This window comes from Lentisalinibacter sediminis (assembly GCF_040706615.1).
Taxonomy (GTDB): Bacteria; Pseudomonadota; Gammaproteobacteria; order Steroidobacterales; family Woeseiaceae; genus Lentisalinibacter; species Lentisalinibacter sediminis.
In genome coordinates, this window is the sequence record NZ_JAPDRF010000005.1 from 818,688 (window position 1) to 833,491 (window position 14,804).

At 66.9% G+C, this 14,804-nt stretch carries 11 protein-coding genes; 5 read left to right on the plus strand and 6 right to left on the minus strand.

Features of this window, described 5'->3' with window-relative positions; all coding sequences use genetic code 11:
• Positions 1-78 precede the first annotated feature (78 nt).
• Both ACJMKX_RS13995 and ACJMKX_RS14000 read right to left on the minus strand, forming a co-directional pair.
• Positions 79-1,035, minus strand: coding sequence for an MBL fold metallo-hydrolase (locus ACJMKX_RS13995; RefSeq protein ID WP_405226581.1), 957 nt, complete (start codon positions 1,033-1,035; stop codon positions 79-81).
• 80 nt (positions 1,036-1,115) lie between these two features.
• Complete coding sequence (locus ACJMKX_RS14000; protein ID WP_405226584.1) at positions 1,116-3,635, minus strand: protein kinase domain-containing protein; 2,520 nt, start codon at positions 3,633-3,635, stop codon at positions 1,116-1,118.
• A 160-nt stretch (positions 3,636-3,795) separates the two neighbouring features.
• Between ACJMKX_RS14000 and ACJMKX_RS14005 the strand changes: the two genes are divergently transcribed.
• Entirely contained in the window at positions 3,796-4,107 is a 312-nt protein-coding gene (locus ACJMKX_RS14005) for a PH domain-containing protein (RefSeq protein WP_405226586.1), read from the plus strand.
• A gap of 325 nt (positions 4,108-4,432) precedes the next feature.
• On the opposite strand, the gene ACJMKX_RS14010 is transcribed toward ACJMKX_RS14005, so the two are convergent.
• The 4 genes from ACJMKX_RS14010 to ACJMKX_RS14025 all read right to left on the minus strand — a co-directional run bounded on the left by ACJMKX_RS14010 (position 4,433) and on the right by ACJMKX_RS14025 (position 9,750).
• Positions 4,433-4,774 carry a hypothetical protein gene (locus tag ACJMKX_RS14010; RefSeq protein WP_405226589.1) on the minus strand — a complete coding sequence of 114 codons (342 nt, stop codon included), beginning with the start codon at positions 4,772-4,774 and terminating at the stop codon, positions 4,433-4,435.
• A 271-nt stretch (positions 4,775-5,045) separates the two neighbouring features.
• Positions 5,046-6,464: a wax ester/triacylglycerol synthase family O-acyltransferase gene (locus ACJMKX_RS14015; RefSeq protein ID WP_405226592.1), complete on the minus strand. Its 1,419-nt coding sequence runs from the start codon at positions 6,462-6,464 to the stop codon at positions 5,046-5,048.
• Complete coding sequence (locus tag ACJMKX_RS14020) at positions 6,461-8,290, minus strand: 1-acyl-sn-glycerol-3-phosphate acyltransferase (protein WP_405226595.1); 1,830 nt, start codon at positions 8,288-8,290, stop codon at positions 6,461-6,463. Before ACJMKX_RS14020 ends, ACJMKX_RS14015 begins: the two co-directional genes overlap by 4 nt.
• A complete protein-coding gene (locus ACJMKX_RS14025; protein WP_405226598.1) occupies positions 8,290-9,750 on the minus strand; it encodes an HAD-IB family hydrolase in 1,461 nt (486 codons plus the stop codon). The genes ACJMKX_RS14020 and ACJMKX_RS14025 overlap by 1 nt, the downstream gene beginning before the upstream one ends.
• A 128-nt stretch (positions 9,751-9,878) precedes the next feature.
• Between ACJMKX_RS14025 and ACJMKX_RS14030 the strand changes: the two genes are divergently transcribed.
• From ACJMKX_RS14030 to ACJMKX_RS14045, 4 genes are read left to right on the plus strand one after another with little or no spacing between them, the layout of a single operon-like run.
• Positions 9,879-10,664, plus strand: coding sequence for an alpha/beta fold hydrolase (locus ACJMKX_RS14030; RefSeq protein WP_405226600.1), 786 nt, complete (start codon positions 9,879-9,881; stop codon positions 10,662-10,664).
• A gap of 13 nt (positions 10,665-10,677) precedes the next feature.
• Entirely contained in the window at positions 10,678-12,126 is a 1,449-nt protein-coding gene (locus ACJMKX_RS14035; protein WP_405226603.1) for a WS/DGAT/MGAT family O-acyltransferase, read from the plus strand.
• Positions 12,123-13,721: an AMP-binding protein gene (locus tag ACJMKX_RS14040; protein WP_405226605.1), complete on the plus strand. Its 1,599-nt coding sequence runs from the start codon at positions 12,123-12,125 to the stop codon at positions 13,719-13,721. The genes ACJMKX_RS14035 and ACJMKX_RS14040 overlap by 4 nt, the downstream gene beginning before the upstream one ends.
• Positions 13,722-13,723: 2 nt before the next feature.
• Positions 13,724-14,668, plus strand: a complete 945-nt coding sequence (locus ACJMKX_RS14045; RefSeq protein ID WP_405226608.1) for a patatin-like phospholipase family protein — start codon at positions 13,724-13,726, stop codon at positions 14,666-14,668.
• The last annotated feature ends 136 nt before the right edge of the window (positions 14,669-14,804 follow it).

Here is a 14,804-nt window from a genome sequence, read left to right on the forward strand (position 1 = left end):
GCAAGAGGACGCTTGCCGCGCGGCGATTATGGGCGATCGTGTTCGGGCAGCGATAGTCGCAGCGACAGTAACTGCGGATCAGGCGCGTGCTTCTCGCGCCTTGCGTCGGCGCTTGTTCGCCGCGAAGGCCAGACCCTGGGCATTCAGATCGAGATCGAGGTCGAGCAGTTTCCAGGTTTCCCGCCGGCTGCCGAGATCTCCCCGGCCGTCGAGCAGCCCCGCGAAATAATCCCTGAGACGCGGCAGGATGTAACCGTAGAGCGCTTCATCCGGCAGATCGCTGACCTCTGCGTCGTGCATGACCCGTTCGGCGAATCGAAGATGCCGATCCAGCTGCCCGGCGGTCTCCTCGATCGACGTCACTGCACCAAAATGGGTCGGATAAACGGTGGCGGGCTCCAGGTCCGCGATGCGCTGCACGGCGTCGCGCGCAAGCGGTCCGTCGAAATCCGTTGGGCTGGTGGAGGGAAACGCGAATGGCCCCTGCGTCTGCAGCACGGGATAGTGCAGGCCGAAGGCATCGCCGGTGAACACGCTGTTCGTGCGATCGTCCGTCACGCAAAAATGGTGGTTGGCGTGTCCGCGGGTATGCAGGAAGGTCAGTTCGCGCCGGCCGAATTTCAGCCTCTCGCCATCGCCCATCTCGCGGATGCGCGCCGCGGGCACCGGCCCGATCCTGCCGTAGAGCCGGCGGAACTCGGCCTCGCCGTAGACGGCGGTGGCGCTGGACACCAGCTTCTCCGGGTCGACGATGTGGCGCACGGCGCGGGGATGCGCCAGCACGGTCGCATCCGGGCAGGCTTCCGCCAGGGCTGAGGTCGCGCCGGCGTGATCCAGGTGCACATGAGTCACGATCAGGTAGCGCACCTGCTCCGGCTGCAGACCGGCTTCGCCGAGCGCACCCAGCAGGCGGGGCAGGGCGTGGTTGGTGTTGTTGTCGATGAATGCGGCCTCGCCGCCCTCGATCATGAGATAGGCTGCCGCAAACTGCGGTTCGTCCAGATAGAGGCAGTCGATGGTGATGATGTCGTCCATGGCCGTAGCTTCCCGACTCCAGCCCCCGATAGCAAGATTCCGGCCTCACGCCCCTTGCGGCCGACAGGCCGGACCGCCGATCAGGTGGATCCGTCCTGGCGAGCCCCGGCGAGGAGATGCCGGGCCTCTTTCGTTTCACGATGATCCTCGCCGAGTGCGTAGACGAGATGGGGCAGCGCCGACTCCAGGTCCGCCGCGGCACCGGCCCGATCACCGGCTCCGAGCCGGATCTCGGCGCGTTGGACGAGCGCGCGCCCGAGATAGATGCTCCCCGCGGAGTCGGGACGGGTGTGTTCTCGCAGCCGCTCGATCAGCCCGTCGACGAGTTCCCGCGCCGTGGCGTAGTCGGCGCGCTGGCGGTAGACCTCCGCGCCCTCGATCAGCGCCGAGATGAGGCCGGGGGTTTCCCGGACCTGCGGATAGCCGGCATCGGCCAGCAGCGCGTCGATCTCGCGGACCGCCGTCTCGAGGTTGCCGAGGCCACGGTGCACCTTCACGCGATTCACACGGATACTCATGGCGAGTGCCCGGTCGGCTTCCGGGTTTTCCAGGAGGGCCTCGGCCGCATCCAGGCTCTGCGTTGCACGCTCGAAGGCCTCGGCGGCCATGTGCACGGTGGCCATCCCGAGGTTCACGCGTGCCGCCACGAGATTATTGCCATCGGCCTCGGCCAGCGCCAGGCTCTGGGTGTAGACGGCCTCGGCCTCGTCGAGGCTCCCCACGGACACGAGCAGACTGCCGTACTGGGCGATCAGCGGTGCCGCGCCGCGTCCCGCAAAGCCGCTGGCGCGCATGCGGCCGACGAGGTCGTCGAACGCCTCGAGCGCCTCGGGTATGCGGCCGAGATTCTTGAGCACCACCGCCTTGTTGGCGGCGACCCGCTGGTAGCCGAGGGTCGCTCCCCGGCCCGTCGACTCGAGCAGCTGGAGCACCTCGTCCAGATACCGGATGGCCTCGTTCGGTCTGCCTTCGTTGAAATGGCGGAACGCGATGTCGTTCAGCACGAGCCCGTGCAGGTTGGTGCCCGGTGCCGGGTGCGCGTCGAGCAGGCGTTGCGCGGCGAACATCGTGGCCAGCGCTTCGTCGTTCCGGCCCGCCTGAACCTCGGCACGCGATCTTGCGCGCAGGCACTCCACGCTGGTGTCGATGTCGGGAGCCGCGAGCGACGCATAGAGAGCCAGGCCCTCGGCGAGCCGCTCGGCCGACCGGTCGGGGTCCTGCATCATGGTCGTACGGGCCCGTCGGCAGAGCACAGCGGCGAGCACGTCGGCCTCGCCGTGGTCACGGGCAATGCGTTCGGCTTCCTGCAGCAACTCGGCTTCGCGCTGCCGCTCGCCCAGGCTGGAATATCGGCGTGCAACATCAAAGAGCACGGACGCCATGAACGGCTGATCCGTGCCGAACTGGTTCTCGAGAAGGCTGCGGCCGCGGTCCAGGAGTTCGACCGAAGTGAGTGCGCCGTCGCCCATCTCCTCCATCAGCAGGCTGTAGAACTCGTTGCTGGCCTGGACCCGCTGCTGCTGGTTTACGGCGATGCCCTGCTGCCGTTTGGCCTCCACCATCTGCCAGCTCGTGATGAGCGTGGCGGCAACGAGCGCCACGACAGTCAGCAGCGCTCCGGCCACACCGCCCCGATTGCGCTGGACGAATTTCCGCAGCCGATACCCGGAGCGCTGACCGGCTGCGCTGACGGGATAGCCGGCGAGGAAGGCTTCCAGGTCTCTGCGCAGAGCATTGGGGTCGCGGTAGCGGTCACCCGGGTCCGCACGCAGGCACTGCTCGACGATCATCGTGACTTCGCGCGGCAGGGACTGCCGCACAGCACCCGGCAGGGTGAGCGGCCGGCCGTCGACGGAACGCTGGATGGCGTCGGTGAGCGTCTCTCCGTCGGTCGGCAGGCTGCCGCCGAGCACTTCGGCCATCAGCAGCCCGAGCTGGTAGACATCGGAGGCGATCGAGATCGGCTTGCCCAGCAGCTGTTCGGGGCTCGCGTACCGGGGCGTCATGGCGCCCGCGCGGGTCAGGTTGCCGGGCTCGTCCTCGAGCAGCTTCGCGATGCCGAAGTCCAGCAGCTTGACCCTGCCGTTCGTCGTGACGAGCACGTTCGAAGGCTTGATGTCGCGATGCACGACCAGATTCGCGTGCGCGAAAGCGACGGCGTCGACGACGTCGATCAGCAGGCGGATCCTGTCGGCCCGCTTCAGCGAGCGCTCGTCGCAGTAGCGCGTGATCGGGCTGCCCTCGACCAGCTCCATCACGATGTAGGGCCAGCCTTCGGCTGTCAGTCTCGCGTCGTACAGCTGCGATATGTGGGGATGATTCAGGCCCGCGAGGACGCTCTGCTCCTGCATGAAGCGTTCGCGCATGGCCGGGCTGAAGCCGCTGATCGTGGACAGCTTTATCGCGACGTCCCGCTCGAAGCTGCCGTCGATACGGGAGGCGCGGTAGACGCGGCTCATGCCGCCTTCGGCAATGAAGTCGGTGATCCGATAGCCGTCGAGTTCGCGGTTGACCAGGGTTTCCTGCTCCCCGGCCGACAATTCCGAAAGTATGCCGAGGCCCGCTCCTGTCGAGAACGGGTCTTCGTCAGAGCCTCTCATCGCCGATTTTGCTCCTTTCCGTCGTTCGAGCAGGGGCGTTATACACTGCTCGCGCCGGAGAGACGACACACCTCGGTCGCAAAAATGATGAGTAGATACCTGGTTCCACCTGGTTGTTATCGCCGCAGGCGTTATCGTCATCGCCGCTTTGTTCCCGGTTATGGCGACAGGAAGTTCAGGAGCGGTGGCGGCAGGTGTCGTCAGCGCGGTTGTAGCCATCGGGCTTCCCCTGTGGCTTCTGGCATCCACCAGATACACCGTTACTCGTGATTTTCTGATCGTCAGATCGGGGCCGTTCAGGTGGCATATACCAAGGTCCGAGATTTCGCAGATTCAGTCGTCTCGCTCCTTGCTGTCGTCACCCGCGCTGTCTCTGGATCGGCTCGAGATAAAGTACGGTGCCGGAAAATCGTTACTCGTGTCGCCTGCCGACAAAGAGGCGTTTGTCAGGGCGCTCGAATTTAGCGCCTGACTTTGCCGTTCGAGGTGTAACTTGGCCCGTTCGGATTGTCGGGGCCAAAGCGGCAACTTCTGGTCGCAAAGCAGCCTGACCGCCTTCTGCGATAGGCTTTCCGCCATCGATCCGAAGCGGACATTATTGGGGTTTCTCGCCTATATTCGACTGAACGGTTGCTAATGGCCAAGGCGGGTTTCGTCCGCACCTGGACGGCCAGTTCATCACCAGTCAGAACCCCCGCTTCGTCGGAAGCAGTCGCTGATGCCCTGCTGGAGAAACTCACTGGGTCTCCCTTTTGGCGCAGTCCGCGCCGGCCGACACCGCCGCCGCGGCCCGTCCGCTAGGCGCGCCGCACAGCCATGAACTCGCGGACGATCAGGGCGAAAAGCGTCGCGCTCAAAGCCAGCATGCAGACGTTGACCGTCAGGGCGAGCGGGCTCATGGCGGCTGCGCGGATCGCGAGCGCCGCCGCCGGGGCCAGAGCGCCGAGCAGTGCGACGAGCCCGGCCACCGGAAGCATGTACTTGCGAGAACCCGCGAGTCGCATCGCCAGGAATCCGATGATTACCAATGCGCCGCCCTCGTAGGCGGGTAGCAGCGCGGTACGGCTGGAAGATATCAGGAAAGCGCCGACGCCAAGCGCGATCAAAAGCACCGCAAACACGACGATTGTCTTGGGCATTGGGGGCTCCGGAAGATTGCCAAAGGAAAGCACATGCTAGCCGCGGCAGTTAACTAATGCGAGAAAATGCCTGTCCTACTCATGCGTTTCCACTCGTGAATGACGGCTTTCGGGGCATCATGAAGATTCAGGCAGTCGGGACAACCTCTTTAGCTATGTCGATCTTTATTGCGGCCGTGTTCCCAAAGCACATGATTCCCGAGTCGAATCGCAAAATCACCGGGTCAAGCGCAGACTCCATCGAGGCTGACTGACCGACGGATGGGGTCGGTCACCCGGCTGTTTCGACCACTCTCTCCAGCTCCCCGAACGCCGCCTCCAGACACTCCGCGTAGAACGCGGGATCCGGCATCATCTTCCGGTCGCTGACGAAGGCGATGGCCAGGCGGCCGTCGTAGCTGGTCACCGTATGGGCGAGGGCCAGGTCGTCCATGATGCTGGCCATGCCGGTGAACGCGAGCAGCCTCGCACCGCAGAGATGCAGCGGGCGCTCCGGGCCCGGCGTGATGCTGACCACCAGATTGTGGTTCTTGCGGTACTGGCGGCCCGGGCCGAGGTTCGCCGAAATGGTGCGGGCCGCCAGATTCATGGTGGTGGCCGGCAGGATGTCCTGCAGTTCGCTCATCTCGCCGGCATCCACGGCGCTCTGCAGACGGGCGTTCTCGATCTCGCCGTGGATGCCCGCGAGACGGGTCTCGGTATCGGCGACGTGAGTCATGAGCTTGAGGCGGGCGAGCTGGACCCTGTGGCCGGGCAGTCCTTCCTCCGACTGCTCATGCTGGTGCAGCGGCATGAGCGCCCACAGGGAGGCGGCCGGCAGCTCCTCCTTCGCCTCGAGGTAGCGGCGCACTGCCCCTGCGCAGACGGCCACCGCCACGTCCTCCGCGGTGCCCCGGTCCAGTGTGCCGGCGATCCGCCTGACGGCTGCCATATCGAAGAAACGCGCGTCCCAGACCCGATGGGGCGTGATGCGATGGTCGAAGCGCGTGACCGGCGCCGGGCCGTGCTCGCTGCGCAGGAGGTCCTGCGGCTTGCTCCTGCTGCTGCCCACGATCGGTAGCCGGTCGATCAGGCTCTGGCCGGTCTCCAGTATTTTGGTGGTGTTGTTGAACCAGGAGAGCAGCAGCAACTCGCCCAGTCCCGGCTCCTGTCCGGGATGCCAGCGCGCCCCGGCCGGCGCAGCCGGGGCATGAGGCGCGAGGTCGTGCAGCGCGATGGTGAAGTCTTCCTCGGTGACGTCGTCGATGGCCGCGTGGTGCACCTTGGTCATGACGGCGAAGGCGCCGGCGGGGAGGCCCTCCACGCTTTCCAGGCCTTCGATGACGTACATCTCCCACGGCGGCCGCGTAAGGTCCAGGGGGCGCGCGTGCAGCCGGGAGAGCTGGATGCAGAGATGGCGCCAGTCGCCCGGTTCCGGCAGCGCGATGTGGCGCAGGTGGAAATCGAGTTCGAAATGGGGATCCTCGATCCACCAGGGGTAATCCAGGTCGAGGGGCACGCGCACCAGGCGCTGGCGGAACAGACGCGAGGTATCGAGGCGCTGCTCCATGTGGCGGCGGATGGCGTCGAAGCTGACCTCGCCACCGGCGGCCGTGGCGGGGTCGTAGATGTAGATGGTCGAGACGTGCTGGTGCCGGCCCGGACGGTCGGAGTAGAGGAAGAAGGCGTCGGATCCGCTGAGTTGTCTCATGCTTGTTTCTCGCCGGCCATTGTACCCCCGATGGCGTGGTCGTAGCGGCGCTGCAGGCGGGCGAGCGCCCCAGTCAGTACGGCCGTCTCCGCCGCGAAGCGCTCGCGGGTGTCGCGATCCGCCATATCGGCGCCGCCGATGAGGCCACGGTGTCGGGCCAGGCGCACCGCATTGGTGAAAAGGGGCTTCGATAGCGCGGTCTCGCTGCCGATCCCCCCTCGCAGCAGCATCTCCCGGCCGATGGCGAGGCAGTCGTCCATCAGCCGCTCGTCGTCGCCGGACCCGGCGGCGCGGAGCAGCACCTCCGCGAGCACCCGATAGGCTTCGATGAAAGAACGCAGGATGCCGTGACCGAACAGCGGCGGGCGGTCGGCGAAGGGGTCCCCGGCGTGCTGCCAGCCGGGATAGCGGGCGTCCAGGAAGGCGGCGGCCTCGTCCGCGAACGCCTCCTTGCGGCGGAAGAAGAACTCGAACTTCAGCAGATCCCGCAGCGCCAGCACCGCATCGCGCAGGGCGGCCCGGCGATCGGTCGCGGCGCCGATATCAGCGCGGGCCAGCGCGACCTCGGCGAAGGCACCTGCGAGGAAATAATGGATGATGGTGTTGCGGTAATAGGCAGCGGCGAATTCCTTGCCTGGTGCGATCCGCCAAACCGGCTCCGCACCGCCCCCGTAGGCCTCGAGTAAACGGGTACGGGTCAACGCCGCGAGCGTTGCGGCAAGCCCTTCACCGGCCTCGCGCTCCAGCGTGCGGGTCCGCGGCAGTTCCTGCGCTGCGGCGAGTTCGATCACGGCAGCGGTCTGGGTACGGATCTCCGCCTCGGTCAGCGAGCGGCCGCTCGCTCCCATCAGCGCGAGCGTCACGAGATCTGTGGCATTGATCGGGGTCGCACGCTCGATGCGGCTGCAGACTTCGAAAGCCAGCTTCTGCACGCGTATCCGCTCCGCGGGATCGTCGTCGTCGAACAGCCGCTCCGTCAGGTGCACCTCTTCCGAGAGTGACAGGGGCTCTGCGAAGCGCACATAGATGCGCCCGGTCGACGCCTGCATGCCACGGATATAGCCGATGAACCAGGACAGGGATTCCTTACGTTTCGGCAGGCCCTGCTGCATGGCGGCGTGATCGTCGATCTCGGCGATCTGATCGAAGCTGATGGAGACCGGCACGAGCAGCGCATCCTCGCTCCCGGTGCGCCGGCAGGCATCCACCACCCACTGAATCAGGCCCAGCTTCGGCGGGTTCAGCTTGCCGGTGCGCGAGCGTGTACCTTCGATGGCCCAGGACAGCGGCAGGCGTCGCTCCACCAGGTAGTCGATGTAGTGGCGGAACACCAACCGGTAGATATCGTCGTCGCGGAAGCTGCGGCGCAGGAAGATGCCGCCGGAACGCTTCGCCAGCGACCCGAAGACCGGGAAGTTCATGTTGATACCGGCGAAGCTGAGCGGCTGCGGGCGGAAATCGTGCTCGTACAGCGTTTGCAGGAACACGAAGCCGTCGAGATAGGATTTGTGAGACCAGAGGAAGATAAGCGGGTGCCGTTCCGCCAGTGACTTCAGTTGCGCGAGGCGCTCACTGTTGATGTCCAGCACCGGATCGTAGCTGCGCCGGATCATGAAGCGGGCAAGCCTGGTGACACGGTCGAGCTGCCGCTCCTCCGGGTGCACCGCCATCTCCTCCAGGCACTTCGCTGCATAGGCTGCCGCCTCGCGTTGCGGTCTGCCGAGGCGGTCCGCTACTTCGGCCAGCGCCTCGCGGAAGGCGGGGCGGTCGAGGATCTCGCGTTCGTTGAGCTTCGCGACCCGCGAGGTCTGGGCCTGTGCCGCCATCAGTCGCGCTCCCGCGGCTCCCACTGGCCGAGCTCATGCAGGAACAGCTCGCGGATCCGGCGCGTCTGCGGGGCGATGCTGCGCAGGGTCCAGCCTTCCGTCGATACCGGCGGCAGTACCGTGACTTTCACCTCGGCCGGTCGCACGACCAGGCTGCCGTTCGGCAAGGCATCCAGAGCGTTATGGATGACGATGGGCACGACCGGCACGCCTGCCTGCTGCGCGAGGTGGAAGGCGCCGCGCTTGAAATCTCCGAGCCGGCCATCCCGGCTGCGGGTGCCTTCGGGTGAGACCGCGACGGAACGGCCGTCGCGCAGGGCGGCCACGGCGGGCTCCAGCGCCTTCCTCGGATCGCCGACGTTATCGCGATCGATGAAAACGGTGCCGGCGAAGGTGAGCGCCGGCCCCAGCAACGGCTGGCGCTGCACTTCCTTCTTTGCGATGCCGACGATGTCTTCGCGCAGCAGCCGCGCCACGATGAGCACGTCCATGGCGCTCTGGTGGTTGAAGACGAATACGGCCGGCCGCTCGGACCACAGGTGCTCCTCGCCGTCCACAATCAGCCGCAGACGGGCGATCAGCGGGGCGAGCGTGGTCCAGGTCGCCAGTGAGAAATTCAGCGTGTCCCGCGCGCTGGCCCCGAGCAGGCGCAGCGGCAGCCCGGCCGCGAAGCTCGGCAGAATGCTGCCGAAGGTGGTGAGCGTGCGGGCGACGTCCAGCGGCCCGATGCCGCCGCGGCTGTCGAAGTCGTGCACCGGCCAGCCCTGGCGCTCGGCCACGGGGCGCAGATGGCGATCCGGGTTGACGGCGACGGGATTGCCGACCGCCTCGAGCAGCGGCAGGTCCTCGCTGCCGTTGGAGTAGAAGTAGCTCTTCTTCAGGGAGATCCGGCGCGGGCGGGCGAATGCCCGGGCGGCCGTGAGCTTGTTCGCACCGTAGCAGGGCTCTCCCCGGATGGTGCCGGTAAAGCGGCCCCCGGTGACGCCGAGTTCCGTGCACAGCACGTGCTCGATGCCCAGCTGATCGGCCAGCGGCTCGGCCTGATAGCGGGTGGCGGAGGTCACGATGGCGACGGTGTGGCCCCGGTCCCGGTGGGCGCGCAGCAGGGCCTTCATCTCCGGGAACACCTGGGGCACGAGGCGCTCCAGCCCCACCTTCTGACCCAGCCGGATCAGCTCGTCCTCCCGCTGGTCCCGCAGATTCGCAACGGAGGCCGCCATGCCGTCCTCGAAATCGCCGGTCTTGGTGAGATAGCGCGCCGACATCGTCACCAGGTCGCGGAATTCGTCGACGCCGACCTGGCCCGCCTTCAGTCGTTCCACGAAGAAATCGCCGACCGAGTGGCCGGCGATGATCGTGCCGTCCAGGTCGAAGAAGGCGCCGACGCTGCGGCCGCCGACGCCGTCGCGCACGCTGCGGGTCACCGCCGCATAGGGATCTCTGGTCTTGCCCGTCGCCATGCCGCTCGCTCCCTGTGGACTCGCTGCCAGTGGATACGCCTGTCATATTAGGCCGGGCCCCGCCCTGCCGCCAATGGACGCCGTCCGCGGGTACAATGGATCGGGATGCACCGGTACGAGGATAGCTGATGCCGGATGGCGAGGACGCAGATACCGGGCGGGTACAACCGCCCTTCCTGGGATACGCCTTCGCCGAGCTGCCGCGGGCGATCCTGGAATTCATGTGCCTGCTGCCGGCCCATCCGCTGGTGCTCACCGCGCCGCGGGGAGACGGCCATCCGGTCATCACCGTGCCCGGTTTCCGCGGTAACGATACTTCGATGCTGATCCTGCGCCGTTATCTGAAGCACTGGGGCTACGATCCCCATCCCTGGGGGCTCGGCACCAATCTGGGCATCGGCTACGACCGCACCGAGTACGAGGAGCGCTTCGTCGCCCAGCTCGAGCGCGTCGCCGGGAAGACCGGACGCAAGGTCACGCTGATCGGCTGGAGTCAGGGCGGCGTCATCGCGCGACAGGCCGCGAAGATCCGCGGCGATCTCGTCCGCCAGCTGATTACGATGGGCAGTCCCATCGGCGACACGCCGGAGGCCACCACCATCTGGCGGATCTACCAGCGCACCTCGCCGGAGGACATCACGCCGGAGCTGCTCGCGTTCCTGCGCGAGGTGGCCACGCCTGTCGCGGAGGTGCGCTGCACCTGCATCTACAGCCATACGGACGGCGTGGTGGCACCGGCGATCGCGCAGGACCGGGTATCGCCGCTGGCCGAGAACATCAGCGTGGTCGCCAGCCACTTCGGTATGGCCGTGAACCCGGCCGTGCTCTACATCGTGGCCGACCGGCTCGCACAGACCGAGGACGGCTGGCGCCCGTTCAACCCCAATCCTGTCGCCCGCTTCCTGCACGGGTGAAGGAGGAGCCGACATGCTGAAGCAGTTATCCGGTCTCGATTCCCTGTTTCTCTATGCGGAATCGGAGCGGGCCCCGCTGGAGGTGAGTTCGCTGCAGATCTACGACCCTTCCACGCATCCGGCGGGACGGGTGAAGTTCACGGAGATCCTGGCCACCTTCGCGGAACGCATCGACCGCTCGAAGGTGTTCCGCAGGAAGCTGCTGCCGGTGCCGTTCGCGCTCGATTATCCCTACTGGGTCGAAGACGAGGACTTCGACCTCGAGTACCATGTGCGCCACATCGCCCTGCCGAAGCCCGGCGACTGGCGCCAGCTCATGGACCTGGTCGCGCGTCTCCAGGCCCAGCAGCTCGATCTCGCCAGGCCTCTCTGGGTGGTCTACATCATCGAGGGACTGAACGAGGTGCCCGGCGTGAAACCCGGCTGTTTCGGGATGTTCATGAAGATGCACCACGCCACCATCGATGGCGTCAGCGGCCAGGAGATACAGGTCGCCATCCACGACTTCGAGCCGGTGCCGGCGGACGGCTCCCGCTACGAGCCGGAGCCGGGTCGTACGCAGCCGGCGCCCGGCGCGGCGCGGCTGTTGTTGCGCAGCCCGGTCAGCAATCTTGCAAAGTCGCTGCGTCTCGGCGGCGCAGTGGCTGCCGCCGTGCCGGGTCTGGTGAAAGCCGGCCTCGCCAGCCGCGGCCGGGAGCGCACGCCCGTCCCGAAGACGGTGTTCAATCGGGGGCGCGTCTCGCCGAGCCGGGTGGTGGACGGCCACCTCTACGACCTGGCCGAAGTGAAGGCGGTCTCGAAGGCCCTGGACGGCACCATAAACGACGTGGTGCTGGCCGTCGTGGCGGGGGCGCTGCGGCGCTACCTCGCGGCCCGCGACGAATTGCCGGAGGAAACGCTGGTAGCGGCCTGCCCGATGAACGTACGGGGCGAGGACGACCAAGGCGACGAGGTGGACAACCTGGTGAGCGCGATGCTGACACCCCTGCACACCGAGATCGCCGACCCCGTGGAGCGGGTGCGGGCCATCCACCAGGGCACCGAGGACGCGAAGGCGGTGATGGAGGCGATCGGCCCGCGGCGGATGGCGGAGATCCCCATGAACCTGCCGTCGCCCGTCGCCCGGGGATTGTTGCCGCTGCTGATGGAGCTCACGGTGCGCTCCGGCACGGTGGCTTTCAATACGATGGTGACGAACGTCGCCGGCATACAAAAGCCGGTCTACCTGGCCGGGGCCGGGATGGTGGCCATGCTCGGCATGGGTCCGGTGGTGCACCAGGCCGGTCTGTTCCACGCCGTGTTCTCCTACAACGGCGTCATCTCCGTCATGTTCACCGCCTGCCGGCAGATGCTGCCGGACCCGGAGTTCTACGCCGAGTGCATCGATGCGTCCTACCGCGAGGTGCGTGACGCGGCGCTGTCGGGCAAGGGGCGTCGCCGCAATGCCGGGGACGACGCATGAGCATGGAGCGTATGGCGGCCCTCGCCGATCAGCCCGAACCCTCCATCCGGGACGAGTTCTCCGTCGACTGGCTGGACTACCACGCGCGCTACGACGCCGACGTGGTGGCCGCCGTGGACGTGGATACCGGCCGCAGCTTCACTTATGGAGAATTCAACGACCGGCTGCGGCGGCTCGCCGTGGGGCTGAAGTCCGCCTACGGGCTCGAGAAGGGCGACCGCATCGCCATGCTCTGCCAGAACTCGACGGACGTGTTCGAGACCCTGTTCGCCGGCTGGGAGCTGGGCGCGGCGCTCATGCCGCTGAACTGGCGGCTGAGTGCCCGCGAGATCGCGGCCATCCTGAACCACGGCGAGCCGAAGGTGGTGATCTGTGACGAGGAGTTCGGTCACCTCATCGAGGGGGTGCGGCTGCCGAAGCTGGAGCGCGGGAGCGACCCGGCCGCAAGCGGGTACGAGCGGCTGATCGAGTGCGCGAGTGGCGATGCGCTGGAGAAGGTCCACCTCACCATCGACGACCTGGCCACGCTGCTCTACACCTCCGGCACGACGGGCATGCCAAAGGGCGTGATCGGCACCTTCCGGATGATGCGCGACACCATCATCCACGCCGCCCTGCACGGCGATCTGACGGGCAGCTCCCGCTCGCTTACCTGCGCGCCCATGTTTCATTCGGCCGGCTTGTACGGATTCTCCATGCCCGTCTTCCACTACGGCGGCACGCTGTGCGTCATGAAGAAGTGGGACCCGCGCCGCTTCCTCGACCTGCTGACCGACGCCGGGGCCGGCATCACCCATTGCCTGGGCGTGCCGGTGCAGTACGCCATGATGGCCGAGCTGCCCGAGTTCGCCGAAGCCGAGTTCCCCACGTTGCGGGTGGCGGGCGTCGGCGCCGCCCCGGTCTCCACGGACCTGCTGGAAGCGTGGGCGGCGAAGGGCGTCCATCTGGCCCAGTCCTACGGCCTCACCGAGGCATTCAGCGTGGCGATCCTGCCGCCCCGGCAGGCGGCGGGGCGAGTGGGCTCCGCCGGGCACCGGATGATGCATACCCGGCTGCGCATCGCGGACGAGGCCGGCGCAGAACTGCCGGACGGCGAGGTCGGGGAGATCCAGATCAAGGGGCCGGCGGTGACACCCGGCTACTGGAAGGCGCCCGAGGAGACGGCGACGGCCTTCGTGGACGGCTGGTTTCGGACCGGGGACGCGGGCCGGCTCGAGCGCGACGGCACGTTGTACATCGTGGACCGCTACAAGGACATGTACATCTCGGGCGGCGAGAACGTCTATCCCGCCGAGGTGGAAAACGTGCTGTGCGAGCGGCCGGAGGTGGCAGCCGCCGCGGTGGTCGGCGTGGACGACGAGAAGTGGGGGCAGGCGGGCCTGGCCGTGATCCAGCTCCGCGCCGGCGCAGACGCGGGCCCGGACGAACTGCTGGCCCATTGCGCGGACCGCCTGGCAAGGTACAAGCTGCCGAAGTACGTGCGCTTCGTCGACGCGCTGCCGATGAGTGCGCAGGGCAAGGTGCTGAAACAGGAACTCAGGCGCCTGTACGATCCTGCGCGCAGTGCCGGCGGGACGAGTGAGCGGAGGAAATGAGCGTGAGCAGTGACAAGAGCGAGATCTCCCTGGTGCTGGGCAGTGGCGGCGCCAGGGGCTATGCCCACATCGGTGTGATCCGCTGGATCGAGGAACACGAGCTGGAGATTTCCTCCGTGGTGGGCGCGTCGATGGGTGCGCTCATCGGCGGCTGTTATGCGGCGGGCAAGCTGGAGGAATACGCCGAGTGGGCCTCGGCCATCCGCAAGAGCGATATCGTGCGGTTGCTGGATTTCACGCTCAGCAAGTCCGGCTTCGTGGACGGCACCCGCATCATGAACGTGCTGAAGGACTTCGTGGGCGACCACGAGATACGTGACCTGCCGGTGCGCTTCACCGCCGTGGCCTCCGACATCGCCCGCGAGAAAGAGGTGTGGATCAGCTCCGGCTCGCTGTTCGAGGCCATCCGGGCCTCCATCGCCCTGCCGTTCTTCTTCGTGCCGTTCCGCAAGGACGGGCGTCCCCTGCTGGACGGAGGCATCCTGAACCCGGTGCCCATCGCGCCCACCTTCGACGACCCCACCGACTTCACCGTGGCTGTGAACCTCAACGGCCCGCCGGACGAAAACCTGCGGCTGCCGGGCAAGCGCCAGGCGCCGTCCGAGGAGGACCGGAAGAACAAGCAGGGTCTCATCGACCGTTTCCTCGATCGCCTGCACGACCAGTTCACCCGCGAGAGCTCGGACGGCTGGAGCATGCTCGACATCGCCCAGCAGACCTTCGACACGATGCAGAGCACCATCGCCCGCACCAAGCTCGCGGCCTATCCGCCGGACGTGGTCATCTCCATCCCACGTGACGTGGCCAGCATCATCGAGCTCGACCGCGCCGACGAACTGATCGAACTCGGCTACCAGGCCGCCGACCGCCAGCTCAGCCGCTTCCTGAAGCGCCGCGCCCGCCTGGAGAAGGAAGAGAAAGAGGCCGCCGCCGAGGAAGAGTCGTAGGAGATTCTATGGCGCTTGGCTATAGGCGATCTCCTGTTTCTGGAAGGTCTGCTGACGGTTGATCAGGGTGAAGGCGATGCGGGCGAGTTTTCTCGCCAGGATGCAGTTGGCGGCGATCTTCGAGAGGCCTTTGTCG

Excerpts from the sequence above, each read along its gene's own strand:
- ACJMKX_RS14015 (WP_405226592.1), bottom strand. The coding sequence starts at position 6,464 with ATGAGACAACTCAGCGGATCCGACGCCTTCTTCCTCTACTCCGACCGT.
- ACJMKX_RS14030 (WP_405226600.1), top strand. The coding sequence starts at position 9,879 with ATGCCGGATGGCGAGGACGCAGATACCGGGCGGGTACAACCGCCCTTC.
- ACJMKX_RS14040 (WP_405226605.1), top strand. The coding sequence starts at position 12,123 with ATGAGCATGGAGCGTATGGCGGCCCTCGCCGATCAGCCCGAACCCTCC.
- ACJMKX_RS14035 (WP_405226603.1), top strand. The coding sequence starts at position 10,678 with ATGCTGAAGCAGTTATCCGGTCTCGATTCCCTGTTTCTCTATGCGGAA.
- ACJMKX_RS13995 (WP_405226581.1), bottom strand. The coding sequence starts at position 1,035 with ATGGACGACATCATCACCATCGACTGCCTCTATCTGGACGAACCGCAG.
- ACJMKX_RS14025 (WP_405226598.1), bottom strand. The coding sequence starts at position 9,750 with ATGGCGACGGGCAAGACCAGAGATCCCTATGCGGCGGTGACCCGCAGC.
- ACJMKX_RS14000 (WP_405226584.1), bottom strand. The coding sequence starts at position 3,635 with ATGAGAGGCTCTGACGAAGACCCGTTCTCGACAGGAGCGGGCCTCGGC.
- ACJMKX_RS14020 (WP_405226595.1), bottom strand. The coding sequence starts at position 8,290 with ATGGCGGCACAGGCCCAGACCTCGCGGGTCGCGAAGCTCAACGAACGC.
- ACJMKX_RS14010 (WP_405226589.1), bottom strand. The coding sequence starts at position 4,774 with ATGCCCAAGACAATCGTCGTGTTTGCGGTGCTTTTGATCGCGCTTGGC.
- ACJMKX_RS14005 (WP_405226586.1), top strand. The coding sequence starts at position 3,796 with ATGGCGACAGGAAGTTCAGGAGCGGTGGCGGCAGGTGTCGTCAGCGCG.